This window comes from Amycolatopsis sp. NPDC034160 (assembly GCF_055575355.1).
This window is the reverse complement of sequence record NZ_JBVISU010000004.1, coordinates 106,450-130,867: the sequence shown is the minus strand read 5'-3', so window position 1 is coordinate 130,867 and position 24,418 is coordinate 106,450. Positions and strand designations below refer to the sequence as shown.

General features: G+C 68.8%; 25 protein-coding genes. 10 read left to right on the top strand and 15 right to left on the bottom strand.

Going from position 1 to position 24,418, the window contains the following annotated elements; all coding sequences use genetic code 11:
- Positions 1-54: 54 nt before the first annotated feature.
- Positions 55-618 carry a TetR/AcrR family transcriptional regulator gene (locus ACZ54P_RS12225; RefSeq protein WP_465461570.1) on the bottom strand — a complete coding sequence of 188 codons (564 nt, stop codon included), beginning with the start codon at positions 616-618 and terminating at the stop codon, positions 55-57.
- Positions 619-837: 219 nt separating this feature from the next.
- Between ACZ54P_RS12225 and ACZ54P_RS12220 the strand changes: the two genes are divergently transcribed.
- A complete protein-coding gene (locus ACZ54P_RS12220; protein ID WP_465461569.1) occupies positions 838-2,133 on the top strand; it encodes a pentapeptide repeat-containing protein in 1,296 nt (431 codons plus the stop codon).
- Positions 2,134-2,152: 19 nt separating this feature from the next.
- On the opposite strand, the gene kstD is transcribed toward ACZ54P_RS12220, so the two are convergent.
- The 6 genes from kstD to ACZ54P_RS12190 form a co-directional block, all read right to left on the bottom strand.
- Positions 2,153-3,889 carry a 3-oxosteroid 1-dehydrogenase gene (kstD, locus tag ACZ54P_RS12215; RefSeq protein WP_465461568.1) on the bottom strand — a complete coding sequence of 579 codons (1,737 nt, stop codon included), beginning with the start codon at positions 3,887-3,889 and terminating at the stop codon, positions 2,153-2,155.
- A 144-nt stretch (positions 3,890-4,033) separates the two neighbouring features.
- A complete protein-coding gene (locus ACZ54P_RS12210) occupies positions 4,034-5,071 on the bottom strand; it encodes an LLM class flavin-dependent oxidoreductase (protein ID WP_465461790.1) in 1,038 nt (345 codons plus the stop codon).
- Entirely contained in the window at positions 5,071-5,589 is a 519-nt protein-coding gene (locus tag ACZ54P_RS12205) for an SRPBCC family protein (RefSeq protein ID WP_465461567.1), read from the bottom strand. The genes ACZ54P_RS12210 and ACZ54P_RS12205 overlap by 1 nt, the downstream gene beginning before the upstream one ends.
- Before the next feature lie 55 nt (positions 5,590-5,644).
- Complete coding sequence (locus tag ACZ54P_RS12200) at positions 5,645-6,151, bottom strand: winged helix-turn-helix transcriptional regulator (RefSeq protein WP_465461566.1); 507 nt, start codon at positions 6,149-6,151, stop codon at positions 5,645-5,647.
- 59 nt (positions 6,152-6,210) lie between these two features.
- Positions 6,211-7,134, bottom strand: coding sequence for a tetratricopeptide repeat protein (locus tag ACZ54P_RS12195; protein WP_465461789.1), 924 nt, complete (start codon positions 7,132-7,134; stop codon positions 6,211-6,213).
- 10 nt (positions 7,135-7,144) lie between these two features.
- Complete coding sequence (locus ACZ54P_RS12190) at positions 7,145-7,312, bottom strand: hypothetical protein (protein ID WP_465461565.1); 168 nt, start codon at positions 7,310-7,312, stop codon at positions 7,145-7,147.
- Between the two features lie 369 nt (positions 7,313-7,681).
- Here ACZ54P_RS12190 and ACZ54P_RS12185 point away from each other — a divergent pair, with 369 nt between their 5' ends.
- On the top strand, positions 7,682-8,095 hold the full coding sequence (locus ACZ54P_RS12185; RefSeq protein WP_465461564.1) for an SsgA family sporulation/cell division regulator: 414 nt from the start codon (positions 7,682-7,684) through the stop codon (positions 8,093-8,095).
- A gap of 49 nt (positions 8,096-8,144) precedes the next feature.
- On the opposite strand, the gene fgd is transcribed toward ACZ54P_RS12185, so the two are convergent.
- The 4 genes from fgd to ACZ54P_RS12165 all read right to left on the bottom strand — a co-directional run bounded on the left by fgd (position 8,145) and on the right by ACZ54P_RS12165 (position 11,523).
- On the bottom strand, positions 8,145-9,149 hold the full coding sequence (fgd, locus tag ACZ54P_RS12180; RefSeq protein ID WP_465461563.1) for a glucose-6-phosphate dehydrogenase (coenzyme-F420): 1,005 nt from the start codon (positions 9,147-9,149) through the stop codon (positions 8,145-8,147).
- Positions 9,150-9,258: 109 nt separating this feature from the next.
- On the bottom strand, positions 9,259-9,786 hold the full coding sequence (locus ACZ54P_RS12175) for a hypothetical protein (RefSeq protein ID WP_465461562.1): 528 nt from the start codon (positions 9,784-9,786) through the stop codon (positions 9,259-9,261).
- Between the two features lie 65 nt (positions 9,787-9,851).
- Entirely contained in the window at positions 9,852-10,268 is a 417-nt protein-coding gene (locus tag ACZ54P_RS12170) for a CBS domain-containing protein (protein WP_465461561.1), read from the bottom strand.
- Positions 10,269-10,329: 61 nt separating this feature from the next.
- Positions 10,330-11,523 carry a zinc-dependent alcohol dehydrogenase gene (locus ACZ54P_RS12165; protein ID WP_465461560.1) on the bottom strand — a complete coding sequence of 398 codons (1,194 nt, stop codon included), beginning with the start codon at positions 11,521-11,523 and terminating at the stop codon, positions 10,330-10,332.
- A gap of 91 nt (positions 11,524-11,614) precedes the next feature.
- Here ACZ54P_RS12165 and ACZ54P_RS12160 point away from each other — a divergent pair, with 91 nt between their 5' ends.
- Entirely contained in the window at positions 11,615-11,974 is a 360-nt protein-coding gene (locus ACZ54P_RS12160) for a VOC family protein (RefSeq protein WP_465461559.1), read from the top strand.
- Between the two features lie 185 nt (positions 11,975-12,159).
- Here the strand turns inward: ACZ54P_RS12160 and ACZ54P_RS12155 are convergent, their stop codons facing one another.
- Positions 12,160-12,360 (bottom strand): hypothetical protein, encoded by a 201-nt coding sequence (locus ACZ54P_RS12155; RefSeq protein ID WP_465461558.1) that lies wholly within the window; start codon positions 12,358-12,360, stop codon positions 12,160-12,162.
- A gap of 161 nt (positions 12,361-12,521) precedes the next feature.
- Here ACZ54P_RS12155 and ACZ54P_RS12150 point away from each other — a divergent pair, with 161 nt between their 5' ends.
- A complete protein-coding gene (locus ACZ54P_RS12150; protein ID WP_465461557.1) occupies positions 12,522-13,001 on the top strand; it encodes a GNAT family N-acetyltransferase in 480 nt (159 codons plus the stop codon).
- On the opposite strand, the gene ACZ54P_RS12145 is transcribed toward ACZ54P_RS12150, so the two are convergent.
- Positions 12,926-13,789: a DMT family transporter gene (locus tag ACZ54P_RS12145; RefSeq protein WP_465461788.1), complete on the bottom strand. Its 864-nt coding sequence runs from the start codon at positions 13,787-13,789 to the stop codon at positions 12,926-12,928. The genes ACZ54P_RS12150 and ACZ54P_RS12145 overlap by 76 nt on opposite strands.
- Positions 13,790-14,320: 531 nt before the next feature.
- Here ACZ54P_RS12145 and ACZ54P_RS12140 point away from each other — a divergent pair.
- The gene (locus tag ACZ54P_RS12140) at positions 14,321-16,615 is read left to right on the top strand and encodes a tetratricopeptide repeat protein (RefSeq protein ID WP_465461556.1); all 2,295 of its coding nucleotides are present in this window, start codon (positions 14,321-14,323) and stop codon (positions 16,613-16,615) included.
- A 323-nt stretch (positions 16,616-16,938) separates the two neighbouring features.
- On the opposite strand, the gene ACZ54P_RS12135 is transcribed toward ACZ54P_RS12140, so the two are convergent.
- Entirely contained in the window at positions 16,939-18,162 is a 1,224-nt protein-coding gene (locus tag ACZ54P_RS12135; protein ID WP_465461555.1) for a cytochrome P450, read from the bottom strand.
- Positions 18,163-18,302: 140 nt separating this feature from the next.
- Between ACZ54P_RS12135 and ACZ54P_RS12130 the strand changes: the two genes are divergently transcribed.
- Positions 18,303-19,841 (top strand): GGDEF domain-containing protein, encoded by a 1,539-nt coding sequence (locus tag ACZ54P_RS12130; RefSeq protein ID WP_465461554.1) that lies wholly within the window; start codon positions 18,303-18,305, stop codon positions 19,839-19,841.
- A gap of 39 nt (positions 19,842-19,880) precedes the next feature.
- Here ACZ54P_RS12130 and ACZ54P_RS12125 read toward each other — a convergent pair whose 3' ends face one another.
- Positions 19,881-20,828: a phosphatase PAP2 family protein gene (locus ACZ54P_RS12125; RefSeq protein WP_465461553.1), complete on the bottom strand. Its 948-nt coding sequence runs from the start codon at positions 20,826-20,828 to the stop codon at positions 19,881-19,883.
- A 110-nt stretch (positions 20,829-20,938) separates the two neighbouring features.
- Here ACZ54P_RS12125 and ACZ54P_RS12120 point away from each other — a divergent pair, with 110 nt between their 5' ends.
- The 4 genes from ACZ54P_RS12120 to ACZ54P_RS12105 all read left to right on the top strand — a co-directional run bounded on the left by ACZ54P_RS12120 (position 20,939) and on the right by ACZ54P_RS12105 (position 24,414).
- Positions 20,939-21,628 (top strand): response regulator, encoded by a 690-nt coding sequence (locus ACZ54P_RS12120; protein ID WP_465461552.1) that lies wholly within the window; start codon positions 20,939-20,941, stop codon positions 21,626-21,628.
- Positions 21,625-23,049 (top strand): ATP-binding protein, encoded by a 1,425-nt coding sequence (locus tag ACZ54P_RS12115; RefSeq protein ID WP_465461551.1) that lies wholly within the window; start codon positions 21,625-21,627, stop codon positions 23,047-23,049. Before ACZ54P_RS12120 ends, ACZ54P_RS12115 begins: the two co-directional genes overlap by 4 nt.
- Entirely contained in the window at positions 23,046-23,543 is a 498-nt protein-coding gene (locus tag ACZ54P_RS12110; protein ID WP_465461550.1) for a GerMN domain-containing protein, read from the top strand. Before ACZ54P_RS12115 ends, ACZ54P_RS12110 begins: the two co-directional genes overlap by 4 nt.
- Positions 23,544-23,739: 196 nt before the next feature.
- Positions 23,740-24,414 carry a VldE C-terminal domain-containing protein gene (locus tag ACZ54P_RS12105; RefSeq protein ID WP_465461549.1) on the top strand — a complete coding sequence of 225 codons (675 nt, stop codon included), beginning with the start codon at positions 23,740-23,742 and terminating at the stop codon, positions 24,412-24,414.
- Positions 24,415-24,418: the final 4 nt, after the last annotated feature.

Genomic DNA, 24,418 nt, shown 5'->3' with positions numbered 1-24,418 from the left:
TGACTTTGCCGGGACGGGTGTTTCAGGACATCGTCGAAGACAATGTGGTCCAGATCACTCAGCCGCGCGGTACCCCGTGGCGCCCGCCAGGAACGCGAGGCTGCGCTCGGCCTCCGCGACGGCGGAGCCGGCTTCGACATGGCCGTCGATCACCAGCGTGGCCAGCCCGTGGAGCAGGCACCAGAGTGTGACGGCGAAGCCGCCGGGATCGTTCCGCTCGCCGACCCGTTCGGCCAGCACCGCACAGGTCACCCGGTGCGCCTCGGCGAGCTCCGGATACGCGGCGCGGTCACCGATCCCGGCTCCGGCCATCAGCCGGTACAACGCGGGATTCTCCACCGCGAAGCCGAGGTAGGAGTGCCCGAGCGCGGTCACCGTCCCGGCGCCGCAACCCCGCAGGCAGCCCTGCAATTCGGCGTGTCCCTCCAGGGCGACGGCCACGAGCAGCGCGTTCTTGTCGCGGAAGTGGCGGTACGGCGCCGCCGTCGACGCGCCGACCTTCGCGACCGTGCCACGCAAGCTCACCCCCTCGGGACCTCGCTCGACGAGGGCCTCCCGTGCGGCCAGCACGAGCGCACGACGAAGGTTCCCGTGGTGGTAAGCACGTTTGACGACCATGGCGGACCCCCCAGCCCTTGATGCCACGCGAACGCCCCACCTTAGCCGGTCCGCGGGCGAGGCGCGGGCAAAGCCACTGTGGGGATTTCGGGACGTCAGATGTCCCGGAATCCACACAGTGGCGCACGAAAGTCCCGGTCAGCCCGGTCCGATAACGGATCGGGACCTTCACGTGTTCGTCAGATTCGGAACCAAGGCGCTGAATGCGATCATGCTTTGATGACAGACGGTCCCCATCCCAGGGAGAAGTTCCGTCCCAGACCCGGATCGGCAGCGGATCCGACGCACCGAACTCTGTCGAACCGCACCATCGCGATCAGCGCCGGAGCCTTGCTCGTCTTCGCCATCGCCGCCTGCTGGCTACTCCTCTTCCTCTACGGCCGAGGAACTGATATCGACAAAGCACGATTGGAGGGCGTGCGCACGGTCGGAACGGTCGTCCTCGGAGCGGGCGGTGCGGTAGCGCTGCTCCTGGCAGCACGACGTCAGCAAACCGCCGAACAGGACCTCGCGAACAAACGCCATGACGTCATGCTGCGGGAACAAGCGAACAACGACGTCCGTCACGACGCGGCGGAACGGCGGATCAGCGACCTGTACCTCAAGGCGGTCGAACAATTGGGAGCGGACAAGGCGCCGGTCCGGCTCGCCGGATTGTATGCGCTTGATCGACTCGCACAGGACAATCCGTCGCAACGCCAGACCATAATCAACGTCATCAGCGCCTATTTGCGCATGCCCTACGAACTTCCCGACAAGCCTCCCGATTTCGACGCGAAGAAAGAAGCCCACGACGAATACAAGAGTGACGTCCAGGAGCGTGAGGTCAGGATCACCGCGCAGCGCATCCTCACCGATCACCTCGATCCCCATTACCGCGACGGAACCCGGTTCTGGCCGGACATCGATCTCGATCTCAGTGGCGCGCTCCTGATCGACGTGATGTTCCGCGACTGCCGGCTGAACAATGCCCGCTTCTCCAAGGCACGGTTCTGCGGAGACACCCTTCTGATGGGGATCCAGTTCGATGGCGAGACCAGGTTCGACGGGGCCACGTTCACCGGCGACACGTGGTTCTCAGAGGCTCAGTTCACCGGCAACGTGCGATTCGACCAGGCCAGGTTCGAGGCAGAGGTGAGGTTCGACGAGGCGTCGTTCAAGGGCACCGCGACATTCCGCGCCGCCTCGTTCCTCGAGAAGGCGCGGTTCAAGAGCGCGACCTTTACCGGGAGCGTGGTGTTCAGCAAAGCAACCTTCACCAGCAACGCGAACTTCGAAGAAGCGACCTTTTTCGAAGACGCCTACCTACCGGGCGTGACATTCGCACACCGGTCCTATTTCACCGAAGCCTCCTTCGCCGGAGACGCGTGGTTCAACCAGGTGACTTTCAGTAGCTACACCACCTTCGACGGCGCGACGTTCAGCGGCGACATCAGGTTCACGGACTCGACCCTGGACGGCGTCCCCTTCATCCCCGGGCAGCTTCGATCACACAAACCCTTCGAAGACGAGTGACCTCCCACTCACGACCGCGTCACCCGGCCAGGTCGTTCGCCGCGACATACCCGAACGTCATCGCCGGGCCGATCGTCGAGCCCGCACCCGCGTAACTGTTCCCCATCACCGCCGCGCTCGCGTTCCCCGCGGCGTACAGGCCGGGAATGACCGAGCCGTCGCCACGCAGCACCCGTGCCCGCGCGTCGGTCACCATTCCACCCTTGGTGCCGAGGTCACCGGGGACGATCTTGAACGCGTAGAACGGCGGCTCCCACAGCGGGGCGAGGCACGAGTTCGGCAGGACGTAGGGGTCGGTGTAGTAGTGGTCGTAGACGCTGGCGCCGCGCCGGAAGTCACTGTCCACACCGGACAGTGCCTGGCCGTTGAACCGGTTGACCGTCGCGCGCAACGCCTGCGGCGGGACACCGATCGCGGTGCCGAGCGCCTCCACGGTCCACGCCTTCTTGACCGCGCCGGCCGAGTACCACTCATCGGGAAGCGGCAGCAGCGGCGCGACGTCGCGGAAGAGGTACCGGTTGCGGTAGTGCTGGTCGACGACCAGCCACGCCGGGATCGTGGGCGACACCGGGTTCCGGTCGTACATCGTGTGCACGACGTCGCTGTAGGGCGCGGCCTCGTTGACGAACCGCTTGCCCGTGCCGTCCACCATGAGCCCGCCGGGCAGCGTCCGCTCGGCGAGGCAGAAGTACGGCTCGCCGGGTAGCGGGATCGCCGGGCCCCACCAGGCGTCGTCCATCAGGCCCAGTGCCGCGCCCGCCCGTTTCCCCGCCAGGATCCCGTCCCCGGTGTTCGACCGGGCACCGACCGTCCACTGTGTACCGATCGGCTGGCGCTGGTATTCCGCCCGCATGGCGGCGTTGTGTTCGAAACCGCCGGAGCCGATGATGACGCCGCGCCGGGCCTTCACCACGCCCGCCGCGACGGTGACTCCGGTGACCTTCCCGTTCTCGATGACGAGATCGGTCAGCGGCGTGTTCAGCCACACCGGGACGCCTGCCCGCTGCAGACCGGCCCGCAGTCCCGCGGCCAGCGACTGTCCCATGGTGAGCGGTTTCCGCCCGGCGAGCGCGGCGGCGGTGCCGCGCGCGAGGCAGGCGGCGGCCACGGCGGCGCCCTTCGGGTGGACCGCGGCCAGCGCGAGCCATTTGTAGTCCGCGCTGAAGACCACCATGCCCGCGGGCGTGGCGAGATAAGGCGGGTTCAGGTTGGCCAGTTCGGCGCCGAGGATGTTCCCGTCGAGCTGGTCGGGTTCGATCGAGCGGCCCTCCGGCATCCCGCCGGGCAATTCCGGGTAGTAGTCGCTGTAGCCCTCCATCCACCGGAACCGCAGCGGGCTATTGGCCATCACGAACGAGAGCATCGCCGGGCCGTTGGACAGGAAGGCCTGTTGCCGCGAGGCGGGGATCGACGGGCCGACCACGGCGGCCAAGTACCGCGCGGCCTGTTCCGGGGTGTCGCGGACACCGGCCGCGGCCAGCACCGAGTTGCCCGGGATCCAGATCCCCGCCCCCGACCGGGCCGCCGAGCCGCCGAACTTCGCCGCCTTCTCCAGCACGACACAGCTGAGCCCGCGGTTGGCCGCCGTCAGCGCGGCGGTCATCCCCGCCGCGCCCGCGCCGACCACGACGACGTCGTACTCGCCGATCACCGCGGCGGCGGCCGAAGCCGTGCCGGCGAGCGGCAAGCCCGAAGCGAGGGCGATCCCTGTGCCGCGTAGAACCTGACGCCGGGACAGGCGGAAATCGGCACCCATGACTCCTCCTCGCGTGGGGATCGAGCGAGGTCATGTTCTCCAGCCGACGGCAAAAGTGAAACAAGTTCTACCCGCTTGGAGCAGGCGGGACCCGCCGCGCTCGGCCGGTCACCTCAACCGGCGCGGACATTCGGCCGAACTCTCTCAGCCCGGGGCGCGGACCAGCTCCAGCGCGCGGCCGAGGGTGTCCAGCCGGTCGGCGACCGTCTCCCCCGCCGGATACAGCCGGACCGTGTCGACGCCGGCGGCACGCCACACGCGCAGCCGTTCGGCCACCATCGGTTCGGTGCCGATCAGCGTCGTGCCGAGCACCATCTCATCGGTCACCAGCGCGGCGGCGCCTTCCCGGTCGCCCGCTTGCCAGCGCTCCCGCACCGCCGCGGCGGCCTCTGCCCAGCCCTGCCTGCTGTAGGCGTTGTGGTAGAAGTTCGTCTTCGCCGAGCCCATCCCGCCGAGACTGAACGCGAGTTCGGTCTTGCGGCCCGCGACCATTCCGCGCAACTCGTCCTCGTCCCTGGCGAAGGCGACTTCGGCGCCTTGGCAGACTTCGAGGTCCGCCCGCGTCCGGCCTGCCTTCGCGAGGCCCGCGTCGAGATGCGAGAAGTAGGCCTGCGCCCCTTCCGGAACGAAGCTGGTGCCCAGCCAGCCGTCGGCGATCTCGCCGGTCAGCTCGAGTAGCTTCGGCGAGAGCGTGGCGAGGTGGATCGGGATGTCCGGATTCGGCACCGTCGACAGCCGCATCGGCTTGGCCTCACCCGGCAAGGGGATCTCGAATTCCTTGCCGGAGAACGAGATCTTCTCCCCCGCGAACGCCTGACGGATGACCGCGACCGTCTCCCGCATCCGGGTCAGCGGCCGGGCGAACGAAACACCGTGCAATCCCTCGATCACCTGTGGCCCCGAAGCGCCGAGCCCGAGGGCGAACCGGCCGCCGGAAAGCTCCGAGAGGGTCAACGCGGCCTGCGCTATCGCGACCGGGGTCCGGGTGCCGAGCTGAATGATCCCCGAGCCGAGCCGGATCCGCTCGGTCCGCGCGGCGAGATAGCCGAGGACGGACGGCGCGTCCGAACCCCATGCCTCGGCGACCCAGCAGTCGTCGAGGCCCAGTTTTTCCGCCTCCAGCACGAAGTCCAGCGTTTCCCGCCAGCCACGGGAGGCCTCGACAGTGGTCGCCGTCCGCATCACGCGTGCGCCGCCTCCGCCCGTTCCTTGATCGCGGCGAGGGTGCCGGTCATCGCGTTCTCGAACTCGCGGAGCCGGACGAAGACGATCTTCTCCTCCTTGTCCGGCATCTGGTCGATCGCCAGCGAAAGACCCGAACGCCCCGGCCCGAGTCGCATCCACTGCCGGAGCTTCGTCCCGCCGTTCTCCGGCTCCAGAGTGAAACGCCACAGCGCGGTCGGTGTCGCAGGGTCCTGAACCGCCCAGGTGAACACACGCGGCGCCTCGCATTCGACGACGTATGACGTCGTCTCCCATTCGCCGAGCGCGTCGTGCCTGCTGCGCCCGACGAACCGCCTGCCGACGGCGGCGGCACCGTCCACGCCGTCACACCACTCGACCGACTGGAGTTCCGGGCTCATCTCCGGCATCAGCCGCACGTCCGAGACGATCGACCAGACCCGGTCCGGTACGGCGTCGACCCAGACCTCGACCTCGACCGTCGGCTTGTCCGCGTATCTGGCGCCGGTCCACTCCATCGTGGTCACCTCTCCGTGCTCGTGACCTCGATAGTTGCGTAGATAGACTTAGGTGTCAAACCTGCTGAGCGGTGAAGCGACGCACGACGTCGGGACGGTTCGCGAGCTTCGCCGGATAGCCGGGGCCGAGCTTCGCGCTGGTGTTCTCCGCGGTGAGCGCTCCGGCGCAGTGCGCGCAGACGACCTCCGCGTGCGTGTCGTGCCCACAGGTGTCGTGGTGGAGGGTGACCGGCGGCCCCGCCTCACCGGAGAGCCAGCGATCCCCCCATCGCGACATCGCGGCGAGCACGCCGTAGAAATCGGCGCCCTTCTCGGTCAGCACGTAGTCGTAGCGGACCGGGTCGGCCTGGTAGGCGCGCTTTTCCAGCAACCCCTCGGCGACCAGGCGGCGCAGCCGGTCGGCGAGGGTGTTCCGCGCGATCCCGAGTTCCTGCTGAAACTCGTCGAACCTGCGGATCCCGTAGAACGTCTCCCGCAGGACCAGCGGGGTCCACCAGTCCCCAAGCAGGTCCATGGTGCGCGCGATCGAACACGGCCACTGCGCGAACGAAGTCCGTTTCATGACGGCGAGCCTACGCCCGCCGCAATTGATCCGGTCATTCCTCCACCATTCTCCGACGCTCAGGCGCTGGCACGAAATGTATCGATCCGGTCAAGGAGATCTCGCGCGTTAATATCGGTCATCCGCTTCCGTACGCATTCCGAGAGCGGCCGCAAACGATCCCGGGTACGGGCGGACCGGATTCCGCCCGCGATCTCCATCGCGGCCTGCCCGACCGCCGCCGCGCGATCGAGGTCGCCCTCCAGGGCGTGGTCGACGGCGAGCCAGATCATCGTCAGCGACCGGCTGCGCGCCATGTCCGGGCCATAGCCCTCGATGGCCTCGGTGAGCGCGGGGATGGCCTCCCGGCTGTGCACGACGTCGACGAGCCTGGCGAGTTCGGTGCGCACCGTGCCGACCATCGCGGCCATGTCGTTGGCGGTGAAGAAGGCGGACCACGATGGGACGGCCTCCGTCGAACAACTGGCGAACTGTTCCGGGGCAAGGGAAAGCTTGTCCAGTGCTTGACGGACATCGCCGAGCAGCGCGTAGGCCCACGCCTCGTTCGCCGACAGGATCGCCTGCGACAACGGCGTTCCCGCCCGGCGTGCCGCGAGTTGTCCTCGCTCGAATTGTTCCAGCGCCTCGATCGGGGAGCGGTGATGCAGATACATCCGGCCGAGCCGGTAATGGATGTTGGCGACGAGATCGTCGTTGCGCGCCTCCGCCGCCAGTTCGAGGGCGCGGCGGAAATGCCGCTCCGCCCTGACCGGCCTGCCGGAGTCGAATTCCGTCCAGCCGACCAGGTTGTGCAGATCCGCCACCACGCCCGCCAGCCGCCGGGACAGTGCCGCGGACATGATGCCCCGCCGCAGCGCCGCACCGTAGGGTTCCAGAACCCGCAGCAGTTCCCGGCAGGCCCCGCCGCCTTCCCGGTAGTCGCGCGCCCGAAGTGCCGCGATGACACCTTCGAGCCGGTCGATGTCGGAATGCCCGACCCGCATCGGGAGCCGGTCAATCACGGCGCCGCCCTTGGGCGCGCGGCACCGCCGGCGCGGTATCGCGACCGGACCGGACCGGGTCCGGGACGTGATCCCGCGGCACCGGCGGCCGATGGCCGTAAACGGCGTCGCGCCGCCGACGGTCTTCTTCGGGAATGACGACGGTGATTCGCACGCCCATTTGAGAGGTCCTTCCCAATCCACAACGATCAAAGCTCGTCGAGGTCCAGGACGGAGCCACGCCGGTCCCTGGAATTTTCACGAACGACGCAAGATGATGTTAACCACTGTAAATATCGAAACCATCCGCCGAATGGTGGTGCTGTTTTCATTCACCGGAATATGCACGTGCGGAATCTCCTTCTTTTGCACGGCTGATCGCATTTCCGGCTCGCTCACCGCACGTGGCCGGCGAAGACCGTCTGTGAGCACATGAGACACAGCTCTCAGCCGAACGTGTGAAAGTTGTCGACTGGGGTCACGAAAAGGCTTCACATTGCGTTATCCATGACTGAAGATCAACAGCAACCGAACGTAAGGGGCTGAAGAGTTGGACAAGGAAAACGACCTCATCCGGGGGACGATCGTCTTCGGTCTGCGCACTTTCGGTGCGGACCCCGTCCCCGTCCGGGCCGATGTCGAGTACGACCCCGAAGATCCCTACGCCGTCGTGGTGGCCTACCACTCGGGCGGCGGGACGGTCCGCTGGATGTTCGGCCGCGATCTGCTCGCGGACGGCCTCCTCACCCCATCAGGTGAAGGCGATGTGATCATCAGCCCGGCCGACGACGCCTCGATCGTGATTTTCGCGCTCAGCGCGCCCGACGGCTGCGCGGTCCTCGAAGCCCCGGCGCAAGAACTGGCCGAATTCCTCGACCGCACCTACGACGTGGTGCCCGCCGGTTCCGAGCCCGAATGGTTCGACTTCGACCAGGAGATCGGCAAGCTCGTCACCGAGTCCTGAGCCGGGAGGACGGGCAGCGGCGCCGCCGGGCACCGCCACCCGTTCCGGTTCAGCCGAGTTCGCGCAGCCCGGGGACGACCTGCTCGGAGAACGAGCGCAGGAACCGCTCCTGGTCGTGGCCGGGGCCGTGGAAGACGAGGTGGTCGAACCCGGCCTCGACGTACGGCTTGATTTGCTCGACGGCGTCGGCCGGGTCGGAGGTGACGATCCAGCGGCGGGCGACCTGCTCGATCGGCAGCGCGTCGGCGGCCTTCTCCATCTCCGCCGGGTCCTCGATGCCGGCCTTCTGCTCCGGGGTGAGCGAAAGCGGCGCCCAGAACCGGGTGTTCTCCAGCGCCTGCGCCGGATCCGGGTCGTAGGACAGTTTGATCTCGATCATCTTGTCGATGTCGCCGGTGCTCCGGCCGACCTGCTCCGCGCCTTCCGCGACCGCCGGGAGCAGCTTCCCGGTGTAGAGCTCCATGCCCTTGCCGCTGGTGCAGATGAAGCCGTCGCCCTGCTTGCCGACGTACTTCGCCATCACCGGACCACCCGCCGCGATGTAGATCGGCACCCCGCCCTCGGGGCGGTCGTACACGGTCGCGTCGGTGGTCTGGTAGTACTCGCCCTCGAAGGTCACGCGCTCCTCGGACCACAGTTTCCGCATCAGGTCGATCGCCTCGCGCAGCCGCGCGAACCGCTCCTTGAACGCTGGCCACTCGATCCGGGCCACCGCGACCTCGTTGAGCGCCTCGCCGCTGCCGACGCCGAGCAGGACCCGGCCCGGGTACAGGCTGCCGAGGGTGCCGAACGCCTGCGCCACCACGGCCGGGTTGTAGCGGAACGTCGCGGTCAGCACGCTGGTGCCGAGGACCACCCGTTCGGTGCGTTCACCGACCGCGGCCATCCACGCGAACGAGAACGGCGCGTGGCCGCCCTGATGCCGCCAGGGCTGGAAATGGTCGCTGACCATCACGCTGTCCAGTCCGACCTGCTCGGCGAGCACGGAGTACTCGACGAGGTCGCGCGGGCCGAACTGCTCGGCCGACGCCTTGTAACCGATCTTCAGTGCCATCCGGGGTACACCACCTGGGCTCAAGGGTTGTTCTCCCTCACCTTGGCACAGAGTCGATCAGGTCCGCCCATGCTTCGACCGCACGGAGAGTGTCGGGAACACCACCAGGTCAGCGGGCCAGGGAATGCCTGCGGAAGTCCGAGTCGGGTTCGGTGAATTCGAGCCCGTTCTCGTCCAGCGCGTTGAAGACGGTGAACCGGCCGTGTGGGAAGACGAAACCCAGCGCGACCATGCCCCCGGCCATGTCGCGGGTCACGCTCTCGAGGAGTTCGACGTCCAGGAGTTCCTGTCCCTCCAGAGCGGACAGTTCGGGGTGGACGTCGTGCCGCCACCGGAGCGGATTGGGCTCCGCCGGATCGCCCCAGAGCCAGTTCGCCTTGCCGTAGGGGTCGATCGTGTTCCAGGTGAGCGAAAGATCGTCGAATTTGAAGTGCCTGATCTCGAGTCGCTCGTCGCCGAAGTCCACCACGACCGGCGCGTCCTCGAGCCACTCGTCGTATTCGACGAACCAGGTCAGGTGGACATGCCGGAGTCTGCGCCCCACCAGGCCGCGCAGCCGGTCCCCGTGGGCCTGCCGGATGGTGCTCAGCCCGGAGAGCCATACGGGCTCGTACCCGTCGATGTCGAAGAAAGCCACGCGGCCAAGCGTGCCAGAACCCGAAAAAGGCCCGCACGAGCGGGCCTTTTTCGATAACTACTCACTCAATCGTAGGACAGCGCCTCGACCAGTTCGCCGCTGTCCGGGTTGGGCAGTGCCCTGGCCACGTCGGCCTGCGCGACGATCCCGACCAGCTTGTGCCCGTCGATCACCGGCAGCCGCCGGACCCGGTGGTTCGCCATGGTGCGCATGATCTCTTCGGCGTCGTCGTCCGCGCCGATGGTCACCGCCTCGCCCTGCGCCAGTTCCGAAGCGTGCAACGCCCGGGGGTCCTTGCCTTCGGCGAGCACCTTCACCACGATGTCGCGGTCGCTCAACATGCCCTGGAGCTTGCCGTCCTCCCCGCAGATCGGTAGCGCGCCGACCGACTCGGAGGCCATCTTCTTGGCCGCGTCGAGGATGGTTTCGGAACCGGATACACAGGTCACGTCCGCCGTCATGATGTCCCGTGCCGTAGTCATCGTTGACTCCCTTCGTGAGGATCTGCGGCTGTCGGATACCCGCTGTGCGCGGCCCGACACCTCAAGCAGCCGAAGGCTCCAAGAGGATCTTGACCGCGCCGTCCTGCTTTTTCTGGAAAATCTCGTAGGCGTGCGGCGCTTCCGCGAGCGGCAGCTTGTGCGTCGCGAAACCCTCGACGCCAAGCGGGTCGGCGTCGTCGGTGATGAGCGGCATGATGTCGTCGATCCAGCGCCGGACGTTGGCCTGGCCCATCCGCAGCGTGATCTGCTTGTCGAACAGTTCCATCATCGGCAGCGGGTCGACCATGCCGCCGTAGACGCCGCTCAGCGAGATCGTGCCGCCGCGCCGGACGCCGTCGATGGCCGCGTACACCACGCTGAGCCGGTCGATCGCGGCCTTCTCGGTGATCTTCGCGCCGATCGGATCGGGCAGGAGCCCGACGAGGTTCTGCGCGAGCCGCCCGACCGGGGCGCCGTGCGCCTCCATGCCGACGGCGTCGATCACCGAGTCCGCTCCCCTGCCACCAGTGGCTTCGCGGATGACGTCGCCGATGTACTTGTGTTCGCGCGTGTCATAGGTGACGACACCGGCCGCGGCCGCCTTCGCGAGCCGTTCAGGCACGAGGTCGATACCGATGACCTTGCCCGCGCCCCGGTGCTTCGCGATCCGGCAGCAGAACTGGCCGATCGGGCCGAGCCCGAAGACCACGACCGTGCCACCCTCGGGGATGTTCGCGTATTCGACCGCCTGCCAGGCCGTCGGCACGACGTCGGACAGGTACACGAAGCGCTCGTCCGGCGGGCCCTCCGGCACCTTGATCGGGCCGTACTGCGCCTGCGGGACACGCAGATATTCGGCCTGGCCGCCCGGGACCTGGCCGTAGAGCTTGGTGTAGCCGAGCAGCGCCGCGCCCTTGCCGCGCTCGGTGACCTGCGTGGTCTCGCATTGCGACTGCAGGCCGCGGTCGCACATGAAGCAGTGGCCGCAGGAGATGTTGAAGGGCACCACGACGCGGTCGCCGGGTTTGAGGCCGGTCACCTGGGCTCCGACCTCTTCGACCACGCCCATCGGCTCGTGTCCCAGGATGTCGCCTTCGTCGATGAAGGCACCGAGGACCTCGTAGAGGTGCAGGTCGGACCCGCAGATCCCGGTCGAGGTGATGCGGACGATGGCGTCGGTCGGTTCGAGCAGCTTCGGATCCGGCACGGTGTCCACCCGGACATCGCGCTTCCCGTGCCAGGTGACGGCCTTCATGGTGCTCCCTTCGGCGAAGTGGCCCCTGCTGACCGCCGGATGCCCGCATGCGCATCCGGCAAACCTCGCCGTCTGGTGGCACGGTGGAACCATGCGAACCCGGATGCTCGCCGTCACCGTCGACTGCCGCGAGGCCGAAGCACTGGCCGCGTTCTGGAAGGAGGCGCTCGGCTATCCCGAAACCAAGCGCTGGAAGGACAGCCACGGACTGACCTACGTCGAGTTGAAAAGCCAGGACGAGCCGAGCCTGCTCTTCCAGCCGGTGCCCGAGGAGAAGGCCGGCAAGAACCGGCTGCATCTCGACCTCGCCCCCACCGAACTCGAGCAACGCGAAGAGGTCGCCAGGCTGGTGTCACTCGGCGCCAAGATCGTCGACGACCCCGAGGGCGACGACTGGGTGGTCATGACCGACCCGGAAGGCAACGAGTTCTGCGTACTGCCGCGACGCTAAGCGCCAGTAATGACGGTCATCGAGGGGTAAGTCAACGTGGCGTGTCCGTGAAGGCCTCCTTCCCTACTTTCAGGGTAGGGAAGGAGGCCTTCACGAACTTCCTGGCTTGAGGCTTCCGGTGAGGGGTGGGCTGGGGTGGTCGTGAGTGGCGATTCGGGTTAGAACCCGAATCGCCACTCACGAGGTCAGGCCGCTTCCTCGCCGGATCGGCTCTCGGGCGCGGCGCGCAATCCGAGCATTTCCAGCAGCATCCGGCAATCGGTCGCGTCGCGGGCGTTCGCGACCACCGCTTCGGTCGCCTTGCGCAGCACCGCCGCGCGCACGGCCGTCTCCCCACCCTCGACCAGATCGGCGACCGGGCGCGGTTCCTCGTGCAGGTTCCCCATGACCCACCTCCCCTTCGTCTTCGTTGATACCTCATCCAGGCTGAGAAGGCCTCCCGTTTTCGTGCGGTTCCGGCGGCGCGCCCGCAGATTTCTCCCTAGACTGGCGCCACTCGAACGAGCGGACGGAGCGGGAACTGACCACCGAGTTGCGCGGGGAGATCGTGACACTGGCCCCGGTCACCGAAGCCCACGTCCCGGAGCTGCGGCGGATCATCGGCACAGCCGAGGTCAGGGCACGCTGGGGTTCGGTCGACGATTCCCCCACCTGGCCGTTCGACGATCCGCTGACGGCCTGCTTCACCGTCCTGGAGGACGGCATCGTCCGAGGTCTCGTCCAGTACGGCGAGGAGGAGGACCCGATGTACCGGCACGCGTCGGTCGATCTCTTCCTCGACCCGGCGGCGCACGGCCGGGGGCTGGGCAAGGACACCGTCCGCACGATGGCCCGCCACCTCGTCCACGATCTCGGACATCACCGGCTGGTGATCGATCCCGCCGTGGACAACGACGCCGCGATCCGCTGCTACAAGGCCGTCGGCTTCCGCGAGGTCGGGGTGATGCGCCGCTACGAACGCGACACCGAAGGCGACGGCTGGCACGACGGGTTGCTGATGGACTTACTCGCCGAAGACCTCATGTAGCGCGTCAGCGCGACGCCGGCCAGCACTATCGCCATCCCGGCGAGCACGCGCGGGCCCAGTTCCTCACCGAGCACGATCGCGCCCAGCGCCACCGAGACGACCGGCAGCAGGTAGCCGACGGTCGCCGCGGAGGTCGCGCCTTCGTCGGCGATGAGCCGGTAGTTGAGGTAGAAGGTGACGCCGGTGCCGAAGATCCCGAGTACGACGACGGCCAGCACCGCGGTCACGTTCAGCGGCCCCGTCGGCGCGACGTCGAACGGCAGCGCGAGGGCGCTCAGCCCGGTGGCGGTCAGCAACTGGGCGGCGGAGATCGCGATCGGTCCGCCCTCGCCGACGAGTTTCCGCCCCATGTAAGCGAAAGCGACGGCGTAACTGATTCCGGCACCGAGCAGGGCCAGCGTGCCCCAGCCGACCAGTCCGCCGCTCTTCTGCCAGGGCGCGAAGATCAGCAGGATGCCGGCGAAACCGAGGACCAGCCCAGCGACCCGGACCGCGGTGATCCCGCGTTCGCCGCCGATCCCGATGCCGATCAGCAGTGACCACAACGGAGTCGTCGCGTTCATCACCCCGGCGATGCCGGAATCCACGGTCAGTTCACCGATGCTGAACAACGCGAACGGCAAGGCGTTGCAGAAGAAGGCGGCGACGAGAAGCCTGCCCCAGATCCGGCGGCCACGCGGAAGGCGTTGCCCGGCCCAGCGGGCCAGTCCGAGAAGGACCGCCGCGCCGAGGGCGCAGCGGATGACGGTGAGCTGAACGGGCGGCAGCCCGGTCAGCGCGAGCTTGATCTACAGGAAGCCCGATCCCCACAACAGGGCGAGCACGCCCATCCGGATCAGGGTTCCCGGCGCGCCGATGCTCACGTTGGTCCTTTCGCCTTGCCGCTCGATACCTCTTCAAGCTGCCTCGGCGAACCCATCAGGACAAGTGAAAAGATCTACACCGACGTTAAGTGGTCCTACATGATCCGAAAGGTCACGGTCGTGGGCGCCGGGAAGGCGGCCACGACCGGCTCACGAGGAGATCAGTACTCGCCCGGTCGTACGCAAGGCGGAACAGGGCCTGCTCACATTTCGCGGTCGCGCATGACCCACCTCCCCTCTCGACTGGCGCACCGGTGGGGAACGGGGCGCGTTCTCGCTCAGTTTGCGGGCAGACTTTCCTCCTCCACAGACCCGGTTGCCGTGTTGTGACCGAGGTAATGGGAAGGTTGTCGCACGCGGAGCCATTTCGCCCAGCGGGGAATCGGCGGATGGCCCTGCCCGCCTTCGGACCGTTGTGGCACGATCTGCCGCGGAGCAGGGAGAAAGGTGCTTCTGGTGACCGAGAATTCCGGTTCGGCCAGATCCGGGGAGACCGGGAAAGCACGGGCGGAACCGCGGCCGGTTTCGACGGCGGCGTCGGCGTTCGGACGCGCGCTGCGGCAACGACGGCAGGCCAAAGGACTGGCGCTGCGCGAACTCCAGAAAATCGCCTACGTCGACAAAAGTCTCATCAGCCGGGCGGAACGCGGGCTCACCCCGCCGAGCGCGGAATTCGCCGAAGCCTGCGATCGCGCGCTGGAGGCGGGCGGCGCTTTGATCGTGCTCGCCGAAGCCGCCCGCGCGGAACCGTACGTTCACCTTCCGCCCCCGCCGGGCCATTTCGTCGGCCGTGAGCAACACTTCGCCCTGCTCGACGAAAAAGTGCTCACCGGACCGGCCAAAGTGGTCTTCGTGGCCGGTCCGCCCGGGGTCGGCAAGACCGCGCTGGTCCTGAAATGGGCGAACCGGCGGCAGGAGGAGTTCGACGCCGTCCTCTGGTCGGATCTACGCGGCTACGCGGCGGGTTCCCCCGCGCAGCCCGCCGACATCCTCGACGACCTCCTCCGCTGTGTCGGCGTCCGCCCCGACCGCGTTCCGGCCGAGGAACACATGCGGCTCGCGCTTCTGCGTGGTCTGCTGCGCGGCCAGCGCACACTCGTGGTGCTGGACAACGCGCTCGACTCGCATCAGGTGCGCCCGGTGCTGCCCGGCACCCCCGACACCACCGTGCTGATCACCAGCAGACGGCGGCTCTCCGGACTGGTCGTCGGCAGCGGCGCGGTCCAGGTTTCCTTGGAGCCGCTGGAAGAGCTCGAAGCGACGCGGCTCATGGCCGAGCTCATCGGGGACGAACGCGCGGCGGGTGATCCCGAAGGCGTCGGCGAACTCGTCCGGCTGTGCGCGGCGCTGCCGCTGGCGGTGAACATCGCCGCCGAACGGGTCGCCACCCACCCCCACCAGAGTGTCGGCGACCTCGCCGTCGAACTCGTCGCGGAGGGGCGGCGGCTGGAACTGCTCGCGGTCGACGACGACGCCGTCGGGGTCCGGGCCGCCTTCAGCTGGTCCTACCGCGCGCTCGACGCCGAGACCGCCCGCATGTTCCGGCTCCTCGGCCTCCACCCCGGCCCGCGCTTCACCGCCGGCGCGGCGGCCGCGCTGGCCGGACTGCCCGAACACGACGCGCGGCGACTTGTCGACAAGCTCGTCCAGGCGCATCTCGTCCAGCAGGTCGGCGCGCTGTACTACCGGTTCCATGACCTGCTCCGCGTCTACGCCGCCGAAGAGGCCGCCGCCGAACAATGGCGGGCCGAGCGGCAGGCGGCGGTTTCCCGGCTCACCCACTGGTATCTCCACGCGGCCAACGCGGCGAGCTGGACACTGACGCCCGCGCGCGACCACCACGTCGACCTCGGCCCCGCCCCCGAAGGCGTCGTGCCGGTGCGGTTCGCCACGTTCGACGAGGCCTACATCTGGTGCGCGTCGGAGATGCCGAGCATCACCGGCGTCGCCCGGCTGGCACTGGACCACGGGCTGTACGAGATCGGCTGGCGGCTGCCGGTCGAGATGTTCGACTACCACCTGCTCGGCAGGCCGTGGCAGACCTGGATCTCCAGCCATGACGTGGCGATCGAGTCCGCGAAGGCGGGCGGCGACCTCGGCGGGCTGGCGTGGTCGGCGATCAACCTCGCCGAGGCGCACCGGCGGCGCGGCGCCCTCGACCGCGCGCACGAGCTGTACAGCCAGGCCGTCGACATCTCCGATGAGATCGGCGAGAACCCGAGCCTCGGCTGGGCGCTGGTGGGGCTCGGCAACATCGCGCACGAACGGGAGGACTACGCCGAAGCCGTGCGGCTGGCCGAGCAGAGTGTGGCGGTGAACGCCCGGATCGGTTACCAGCTCGGCGAAGCGACCGCCCGGGTCCACCTCGGCCGGGCCTATCGCGATCTCGGGGAACGCGACCTGGCCCTCGACCACGGCCGTCGCGCCCTCGACGTCTACGCCAAGGACGCCGACCAGCACGGCATGGGTTTCGCGCTGGTGCCGCTGGCCAGGACCTGCCGCCGGTTCGGCGAACTGGCGCAGGCACTCGAGTACTGCGAGCAGGCGCTGACCGCCTACCGCAACTGCGGTGACGTCTGGGGGCAGGCCGACGCGCTGGACGAACGCGGCTGCGCGCTGGCGGCGCAAGGCCACACCGAAGCGGCGATGGCGGCGTGGCGTGACGCGCTCCAGCTCGTCATGGATCTCGACGACCGGAAGGCGAGGGTGCTGCGCGGCAGGCTCGAAGGCGCCGTCCAGGACACGACCTAGAGCTGGGTAAGGCAAATGTGGCGTGTCCCTGAAGGCTTCGATGCTGGTGGCAGCGGCGTTGTGTCGCGAAAGCCACTTTCGGCGCATGTGGTGTCCCCAAAGTGGCTTTCGCGACACGAGCAGCGGCCGCCAGCGTCAAGGGAACACGTACCGCAGAAATACCGGCCACGACACCTTTGCCTCACGCCCCTCACAACCGGGTCACCAGCCCTGGAAGCCCCCGCGCCAAGGCGCATTCAGAGGACTAAACGCGAGCGCCACCGCTCGTGACATCCGCGGCGAAGTCCTCGCGAGCACCGCGCACGCCATATTCGCCTTACGGCTCAATAAAGCTTCACCGGCAGGTTGTGCAGGCCTCGGGTGATCGCGCTCGGCCACCAGACGAGCCGGTCTTCGGGCACGGTCAGCGTCATCGACGGCGCGCGGCCGAACAACGTCTCCAGCGCCGCGGACGCCTGCATCCGCGCGAGCGCGGCGCCGATGCAGATATGCGGGCCGACCCCGAACGCGACGTGCCGAACCGGCCGCTCGCCCGGGCGGAACGCGAGCGGTTCGGGGTGGACGTCGGGGTCACGATTGGCCGCCAGCAACGACAACAGGATCGGGTCGCCGGGCTCCATCCGCTGCCCGGCCAGTTCCATCGGTTCGGTGACGAACCGCCAGCTGGTGTTCTGCAGCGGGGTGTCGCGGCGCAGGACCTCCTCGATGACGAGCGTCAGCCGCGAGCCGTCGGCGCGGGCGCGGGCCGCCTCCTCCGGATGCGTGATGAGGGTCAGCGCGGTGGAGGCGATGAGGCTGATCGTGGTCTCGTGCCCGGCGATCAGCGAAAGGAACGCCGTCGCGGCGACCTCTTCCGCGGTGAGCTTTCCGGCGGCCTCTTGCGCGAGCAGGTCGCTGATCAGGTCCGCGCCGGGCTCGGCCCGTTTCCGCGTGACGACGTCGGCGAGCAGTTCGTCCAGTTCGTCGGTCGCCTTCAGCATCGACGGCATGTCGGTGACGTCACCGGCGGCGACCACCAGCGCGGGCGGGCGGACCTGGTCCAGGAGGGCGTCCGGGATGCCGATCAGCTCGCAGATCGACCGGATGCCCAGCGGGTAGGCGAAATCCTCGACGAGGTCGCCCGCGCCGCGCTCCAAAATCGGGTCGAGCAGTTCGTTCGCCAGTTGATGCGTGCGGTCGCGCAGGTGCTGCAGCCGTCGCGGCCCGAACGCGCCGGCACAGGCCTTCCGCAGCCTCGCGTGCTCGTCGCCCTCGACGTTGTTCATATGCCCGATGAGCGTCGGGCGGTGGTCGGCGGGCAGCCCGAGATTGGCCTTGCGCCAGTGCTCCGCGGCCACGGACGGGCATTTGGACAGCCGGGGGTCGGCCATCGCGGAGACGACGTCCGCGTGCCGGGTCAGCAACCAGGTCCAGGTGTCGCCCGGCAGCGGAAGGCGGAACGCCGGGGCGTTCGCACGCAGCCATTCGTAGGCGGGCGAGGGATCCCGGTCGAAGTCCGGGCCGAACATGACCGGGCCCGCTGCGGCGTCGTATGCGGCGTCTGGCATACAAGCCACCCTGCCAGCTTGTGGCGGCATCACGTACGGCGAACGCAGGCATTGCCTTGTCTCACGCGATCGTCAACGCGGTCCCCCTGTCACCCCCTTGTGGTGACCAGCAAGATCGAGGCGGGTGCGGTGTGTAACGGATGGAGGTGGCCCTCGTCAGCGACTTCGGGCTACGGGAGGAACTGAAGACCGCGAACCGTGACGTGGTCCCGGACCGGCAGACCGGTTCGGTGCGCGGGTTCGCGGACACCGTCGGGCTCGCCGCCGCCCGCGTCTGGCGGCTGCGAAGCCGTGCCTGGAACACCCTGCGACATCCGGCGGGCTGGGAACTGTGGCGGCTGCCGCCCGCGGCCGTCGTCTGGATGCTCGGCACCGAACTCGCTGTGTCCGGCTGGGCCCTCTACAGCGGTTCCAAGGCCTCCGCCACCACCACCGACCTCGTGCGCTTCGGCGTGATCGCGGGCTGCGCCATCTGGTACCTCGTCCAGACCCAGCATCCCGAAGAACAGCGGCGCGCCGACGACCGGCGTGGCGAGCACATCGACCAGACCGCGGTCTGGCTGGGCAGCGCGGCCGTCCTGCTGCCGCCCGCGTACTCGCTCGCACTGCTGCTGATGGTGCGCGTCCAGCGCTACTCCATCGCGCACAAGGCGATGACGACGTTCCTCTTCACCACCGCCGCGCATGCCGCGTCGATCCTCGGCGTGCACGCGATCACCGAACTGACCTCGCTGCACACGTGGCTCGAAACGGGCACGCTCCCCCAGCAGGCCGGCGACATCGTGTTCGCCGCCGTCGCGCTCGTGGGCGCCGCGCTCTGGTACTTCGCTTCGCAGACGCTCCTGATCAGCATCGCGCGCGGTCTGGCCTGGGGTGGCTGGCGCCGTCAGAAGCTGATCGGCAGCTGGGCCGACAACGCGGACTTCGTCTACGCGCTGCAGCTCGCCGCGTGCACCACCATCCTCGGCGCCGTCAACATCGCGCTGGTGCCGCTGGTGATGATCGGGGTCGCGCTGCGCTCGACCCGGCTCTCGCAGGCGCTGGCGGACACGATCGCGCGCAGCCAGCGCGACCGGAAGACCGGGCTGCTGACCGAGGATTCCTTCCACGCGCCCGCCGCTCTCCGGCTCATCGAAGACCAGACCGATCGGCGTCCGACGGCCTTCCTGATGCTGGACCTCGACCACTTCAAGCAATGGAACGACAAGTACGGACATTCCGGTGGCGACATCGTGCTCGGCTGTGTCAGCGCGGTACTGCGGCAGAACACGCGAGCCTCCGACGTCGTCGGGCGCTGGGGCGGCGAGGAGTTCGCGGTACTCCTCCCGGACACCACCCGCGAAGAGGCCATGCGGATCGCCGAGCGGATCCGGGTAGCCGTCGCGAAGACCGCGATCACCGGCCTGACGGAACTCGCCAGCGGACACGCCACCAACGAACCCCGCGCCGTGGGGCCGATCCACGGCTGCACGGTGTCGATCGGCGTCGGGCTCTCGCCCGAGCACTCGACGGATTACGGCGAGCTGTTCCGCGCGGCGGACGCGGCCATGTACGCGGCGAAGCGGGGCGGGCGGAACCGGGTCGTCGTGGCTCCTCCGGCTTCGGTCGCGCCCGAACCTCCCGCGCCGAGGGCGCCCACGTCGCCGCTGAGCCGGGCGGGAGACTGGCGTCGCGAGTGACCCGAACGCATTTAGAGGACTAAATGCGTTCGGGCAGCGTCAGCGGCGGGTCACGAGACGGGTCTCGAGCAGGTCGTCGACCACCCGGGTCTCCACCCCGGCCCGCCGTTCGAACGCGGATCCGCGCAGCGGCCACAGCGCGGCCAGGACGATCCCGACCGCGGCCAGCGCGGCCAGCACCAGCGCGGCGACGAACTGGGCGGCACCGGCGGTCGCGGTGTGCAGTACGGCGAACCCGATCAGCACGATGACGGTCGGCAGCACCGCGGCCAAGGCCACCAGAACGGCGGGGGTGCGGCGGAGGTCGCGGCGCCGGGTGGTCAGCCAGGCGGCGAGGAGGCAGGCGAAGGACGCCCCCAGCAGGCAGGCACCCGCCGTGTCACTCAGCCGGTGCCAGCCCAGCGCGACGGTCGACGACGCGACCCAGGCGACGGCGACGCCGCCCACCCCGATGATCGCCGGACGGAACCGTTGGGGCAGAACGAAAGCGAGGGCCATCAGAATCGCCATGGCGGCGCTGACGTGTCCGCTCGGGAAACTGTTGTGCCCGGGACCGTAACCGCCGTCGGGCAATTCGGGGCGGTCGAGCACGTACAGCTTGAGCAACTGCGCGGCGATGAGCGGGAGCACGAGGACGCTCAGCGCGGGGCCGAGAAGGCCGGGTTTGCGGCGAAGCAGCGCCAAGACGACCAGCCCGACGACGGCGGCGCCGATCACCAGCACCATGTCCTGGTCCCGCAACGGTTCCGCCCAGTCCATTGTGGACCACCGGCCGGACTGCGCGCTGCGGACGACTCCGTTCTCCGCGAGCTGCCCGGCCGACGTGTGCACGAAGAGGACGAAGGTCACGACGAACGCGGCGGCCAGTCCCAGTCCGGTGACGAGCTGGAACGCGGCCCTGGACAGGGTGCGCCTGGTCTCGGCGTGCCGTCCCGGCGGCGGACGGTGGGCGGGGGTCGGTTTCGCTTCCTGGGTGAGTACGGCCATGCAGCCCACTGTCCCCACGGCGTTTCGCGGTGAGGTCCGGACAATGTCATGGTTCTGCTACAAGATCGAGCCGACTCGCATCCGCGCGGCGTTGTCCGAATAATGGCGGCGTGGCCAGTGTCCTTGTGATCGAAGACGACGCGTCCGTCCGGGAGGGTCTGGAACTCGCGCTGCGCCGGCAGGCGCACACCGTCCACACCGCCGAGAGCGGTGAGCTCGGACTGGAGAAACTGCGGGTGTTCCAGCCCGACATCGTCGTACTCGACCTGATGCTGCCCGGGATCGACGGCTTCGAGACCTGCCGCCGCATCCGCGCGGCGGGCGAGGTGCCGATCATCATGCTCACCGCCCGCAGCGACGACTTCGACATCGTGGCCGGGCTGGAGGCGGGCGCCGACGACTACGTGACCAAGCCGATCGAGCCCCGCGTGCTCGACGCCCGGATCCGGGCGGTACTGCGGCGCGCGGTGAGCGAGAAACCCGCGAGCGAGGACCCGGCCGGCGAGCGGCACGGTGGGCTCGTCATCGACCGCGCCGGACTGGTGGTCACGAAGAACGGCGTGCCGGTCTCATTGACCCCGACCGAGCTGAAACTGCTGCTGGAACTGTCGCGGACGCCCGGCCAGGTCTACAGCCGCCAGCAGATCCTCTCCGCCGTGTGGGATCACGACTATCTCGGCGACTCCCGGCTGGTCGACGCCTGTGTCCAGCGGCTGCGCGCGAAGATCGAAGACGTGCCCGCGAAGCCCGATCACGTCCAGACCGTCCGGGGCTTCGGGTACCGGTTCGGCCGTTCATGAGGCTGCTCTCCGGCCTGCGGCCCCGGCTCATCCTGGCCTTCGCGGCGATGACGATCATCGGGGCGGCGGCCGCGGCGGGCGCCAGTTACGTCTCGGCCCGCAACGCCATCCTCGAAGCGGTCCAAGACGCGGCGATGAACCAGCTGAAGGACCGGGTCGCCGCGTACGGCCGCCCGCTGTCCACGCCACCGACCCAGGAACAGCTCAACGACTTCGCGGGCAGCCTGCGGTTGAACGCCGTCGCGGTCTACCGGGACCTGCGGTCGGTCGACGGCCCGGACCTGTCCACCTTCTCGGCCGAGCTGCGGAAGACGGTCGCCATCGACACCCGCATCCAGTTCCAGCGGCGAGACCGGGATGCCATCCCGGAACCCGTCCCCGAACTCCTGGTCGGTCTGCCGGTGCTGGCGCGGCAACCGAACGGGGCGATGGGTGCCACCGGCGTCGAGGTGTACTCGCTCACCTCCCTCGTCCAGCAGCAACAGGCCATCGAGGAACTGGCGAAGTCCGCGTGGCGGATGGCCGCGCTCGCGCTGCCGCTGGCCGTCGCGCTCGCCTTGCTGGCCGCCCGGCAGGTGCTACGGCCGGTCCGGGCGCTCAACACCGCCGCCGCCCAGCTCGGCGAGGGCAGGCTCGACGTCCGGCTGCCCGCCAAAGGATCCGACGAACTGGCCGAACTGGTCACCACCTTCAACAACACGGCCGCGGAGCTGGAACGCACGGTCGGCGAGCTGAGAGCCATGGAGGCCGACGCCCGCCGGTTCGTGGCCGACGTGTCGCACGAACTCCGCACCCCGCTCGCGGCGATGAACGCGGTCACCGACGTCCTGGACGAGGACGCCGAGAAACTGCCACCGGACACCGCCGTCGCGGCGCGGCTGGTCTCCGGCGAGACCCGCAGGCTCACCCGGCTCGTCCAGGACCTGGTCGAGATCTCCCGCTTCGACGCGGGCCGCGCCGAACTCGCGCTCGACGAATGGGATCTCGCGACGGCGATCCGGGACAGCCTCGACGCCCGCGGCTGGCGTGACGGCGAAGACCTGGTCACCGATCTGCCCGAAGGCGTCCTCGCCCGGGTGGACCGGCGGCGGCTCGACCTGATCGTGGCCAACCTCGTCGGCAACGCGCTCCGGCACGGCGCCGCGCCGGTCGAGGTCCGCCTGCGCGCCGACGACGAGGCCGTCACGCTGGAGGTCGAAGACCACGGCCCCGGAATCGACCCCGAGGTCCTGCCGCACGTGTTCGACCGGTTCACCAAGGCCGACACCGCCCGCGCCCGCTCCGAGGGCAGCGGGCTGGGGCTCGCGATCGCGCTGGAGAACGCCCGGCTGCACGGCGGCGACATCACGGCGGCCAACACCGGGCACGGCGCCCGGTTCGTCCTGCGCCTGCCGCACCGGGCCGAAGGAGGGACGCGATGAGGAAGACGTGGCTGCTGCCCGCACTCGCGGCCGCGGCACTGGTGACGGCCTGCGGTGTGCAGCCGACCGGCGTCGTCCCGGCCGGACCGGGTCCGTCGATCCGCGCCACCTCGGGGCCCGCCGTCCTCGGCGGCCTGACGCTGTATTTCGTCTCCGACGGCCGGGTCGTCCCGGTGACCCGGGCCAGCGAAGGGTTCATCTCCCCCGAGGGCGCGGTCACGCTGCTGCTGAAGGGACCGACGGAGCGGGAAGCCGCGCAGGGGCTCACCACGTTCGTCCCGCCCGAGGTGGGGCGGGTCGAGGTGCACTCGGGTACCCCGACCGCCATCGTGCTGCCGTTCAGTATGCGAAAACTGTCCAACCAGGCCATCAACCAGCTGGTCTGCACCACGATCGCGGCCTCGGCGGCGACCACGCGGGCTCCGGGCTCCCCGGGCGTGAACGTGACCTCCCCCGACGGGGACGTGTACTTCCAATCCTGCAAAGCGGACTGAATTCGTCACTCACCGTGCTCACATAAAAGCACTTCTAGTGTCTGTACGGCTGTGAGCCCTGTTCGGTTCACCGATCAAGGTAACTGTGGGCGAGCACACTCGCGCGTGACTTTGCCGTGTCCATTTCGTAATGTTGCCCGGAGCTCGCGGCCCCCGACGCGAGTTCCCGTCCCCGAAGTGGTGAGTGATCAGAGAAATGGCCGGCAGACATCGCAAGAACAAGGCTCCGCAGTGGAAGCTCCCCGCGGGTATCGCGGCAGCCGTCGCCACGGCGCTCCCGGCGTCGATGTGGCTGACCACCGCGGGTTCCCCTGACGTCGAAGCGGCCAGTGCCGCGCTCGCGCTGCAGGCTCCCCCGGTCTCCAGCTCGACTCCCCCGCCGTCGACCAGCACTACCCCGCCCTCCAGCTCAAGCCCGACTCCGCCTCCCTCGACCACGCCGGCTCCCCCGAAGCCGACGACGTCGACCAAGGCTCCCGCCCCGGTGAGGAAGACCGTCCCCGCCGCGACGGCCTCGTGTTCGACCAGCCTCGCCGGCACCAAGCCGCATGTGGCCCAGGTCGGCAACCACATCAAGGCGAAGTTCGGCGTCACGAACATCGGCGGCGTCGCCGGCCGTGCGAACGCCAGCGACCACCCGTCCGGACTGGCGCTGGACTTCATGGTGGACACCGCCACCGGCAACGCCATCGCCGACTACCTCCTGGCCAACCAGAAGGACTTCGGCGTCACCTACGTCATCTGGCGCCAGCGGTACAACGACGGCAGCGGCTGGGACACCATGGAGGACCGCGGCGGCGCGACCGCCAACCACGAGGACCACGTCCACGTCTCCTTCGCCAAGAGCGCGAAGGTCAGCGTCAACTGCTGACGAC

What these genes read in the sequence shown, in the direction of transcription:
- ACZ54P_RS12225 (WP_465461570.1), bottom strand. Translation starts at nt 618, where the DNA reads ATGGTCGTCAAACGTGCTTACCACCACGGGAACCTTCGTCGTGCGCTC.
- ACZ54P_RS12220 (WP_465461569.1), top strand. Translation starts at nt 838, where the DNA reads ATGACAGACGGTCCCCATCCCAGGGAGAAGTTCCGTCCCAGACCCGGA.
- kstD (WP_465461568.1), bottom strand. Translation starts at nt 3,889, where the DNA reads ATGGGTGCCGATTTCCGCCTGTCCCGGCGTCAGGTTCTACGCGGCACA.
- ACZ54P_RS12210 (WP_465461790.1), bottom strand. Translation starts at nt 5,071, where the DNA reads ATGCGGACGGCGACCACTGTCGAGGCCTCCCGTGGCTGGCGGGAAACG.
- ACZ54P_RS12205 (WP_465461567.1), bottom strand. Translation starts at nt 5,589, where the DNA reads ATGGAGTGGACCGGCGCCAGATACGCGGACAAGCCGACGGTCGAGGTC.
- ACZ54P_RS12200 (WP_465461566.1), bottom strand. Translation starts at nt 6,151, where the DNA reads ATGAAACGGACTTCGTTCGCGCAGTGGCCGTGTTCGATCGCGCGCACC.
- ACZ54P_RS12195 (WP_465461789.1), bottom strand. Translation starts at nt 7,134, where the DNA reads ATGCGGGTCGGGCATTCCGACATCGACCGGCTCGAAGGTGTCATCGCG.
- ACZ54P_RS12190 (WP_465461565.1), bottom strand. Translation starts at nt 7,312, where the DNA reads ATGGGCGTGCGAATCACCGTCGTCATTCCCGAAGAAGACCGTCGGCGG.
- fgd (WP_465461563.1), bottom strand. Translation starts at nt 9,149, where the DNA reads ATGGCACTGAAGATCGGTTACAAGGCGTCGGCCGAGCAGTTCGGCCCG.
- ACZ54P_RS12170 (WP_465461561.1), bottom strand. Translation starts at nt 10,268, where the DNA reads ATGACTACGGCACGGGACATCATGACGGCGGACGTGACCTGTGTATCC.
- ACZ54P_RS12165 (WP_465461560.1), bottom strand. Translation starts at nt 11,523, where the DNA reads ATGAAGGCCGTCACCTGGCACGGGAAGCGCGATGTCCGGGTGGACACC.
- ACZ54P_RS12160 (WP_465461559.1), top strand. Translation starts at nt 11,615, where the DNA reads ATGCGAACCCGGATGCTCGCCGTCACCGTCGACTGCCGCGAGGCCGAA.
- ACZ54P_RS12155 (WP_465461558.1), bottom strand. Translation starts at nt 12,360, where the DNA reads ATGGGGAACCTGCACGAGGAACCGCGCCCGGTCGCCGATCTGGTCGAG.
- ACZ54P_RS12135 (WP_465461555.1), bottom strand. Translation starts at nt 18,162, where the DNA reads ATGCCAGACGCCGCATACGACGCCGCAGCGGGCCCGGTCATGTTCGGC.
- ACZ54P_RS12130 (WP_465461554.1), top strand. Translation starts at nt 18,303, where the DNA reads ATGGAGGTGGCCCTCGTCAGCGACTTCGGGCTACGGGAGGAACTGAAG.
- ACZ54P_RS12125 (WP_465461553.1), bottom strand. Translation starts at nt 20,828, where the DNA reads ATGGCCGTACTCACCCAGGAAGCGAAACCGACCCCCGCCCACCGTCCG.
- ACZ54P_RS12115 (WP_465461551.1), top strand. Translation starts at nt 21,625, where the DNA reads ATGAGGCTGCTCTCCGGCCTGCGGCCCCGGCTCATCCTGGCCTTCGCG.
- ACZ54P_RS12110 (WP_465461550.1), top strand. Translation starts at nt 23,046, where the DNA reads ATGAGGAAGACGTGGCTGCTGCCCGCACTCGCGGCCGCGGCACTGGTG.
- ACZ54P_RS12105 (WP_465461549.1), top strand. Translation starts at nt 23,740, where the DNA reads ATGGCCGGCAGACATCGCAAGAACAAGGCTCCGCAGTGGAAGCTCCCC.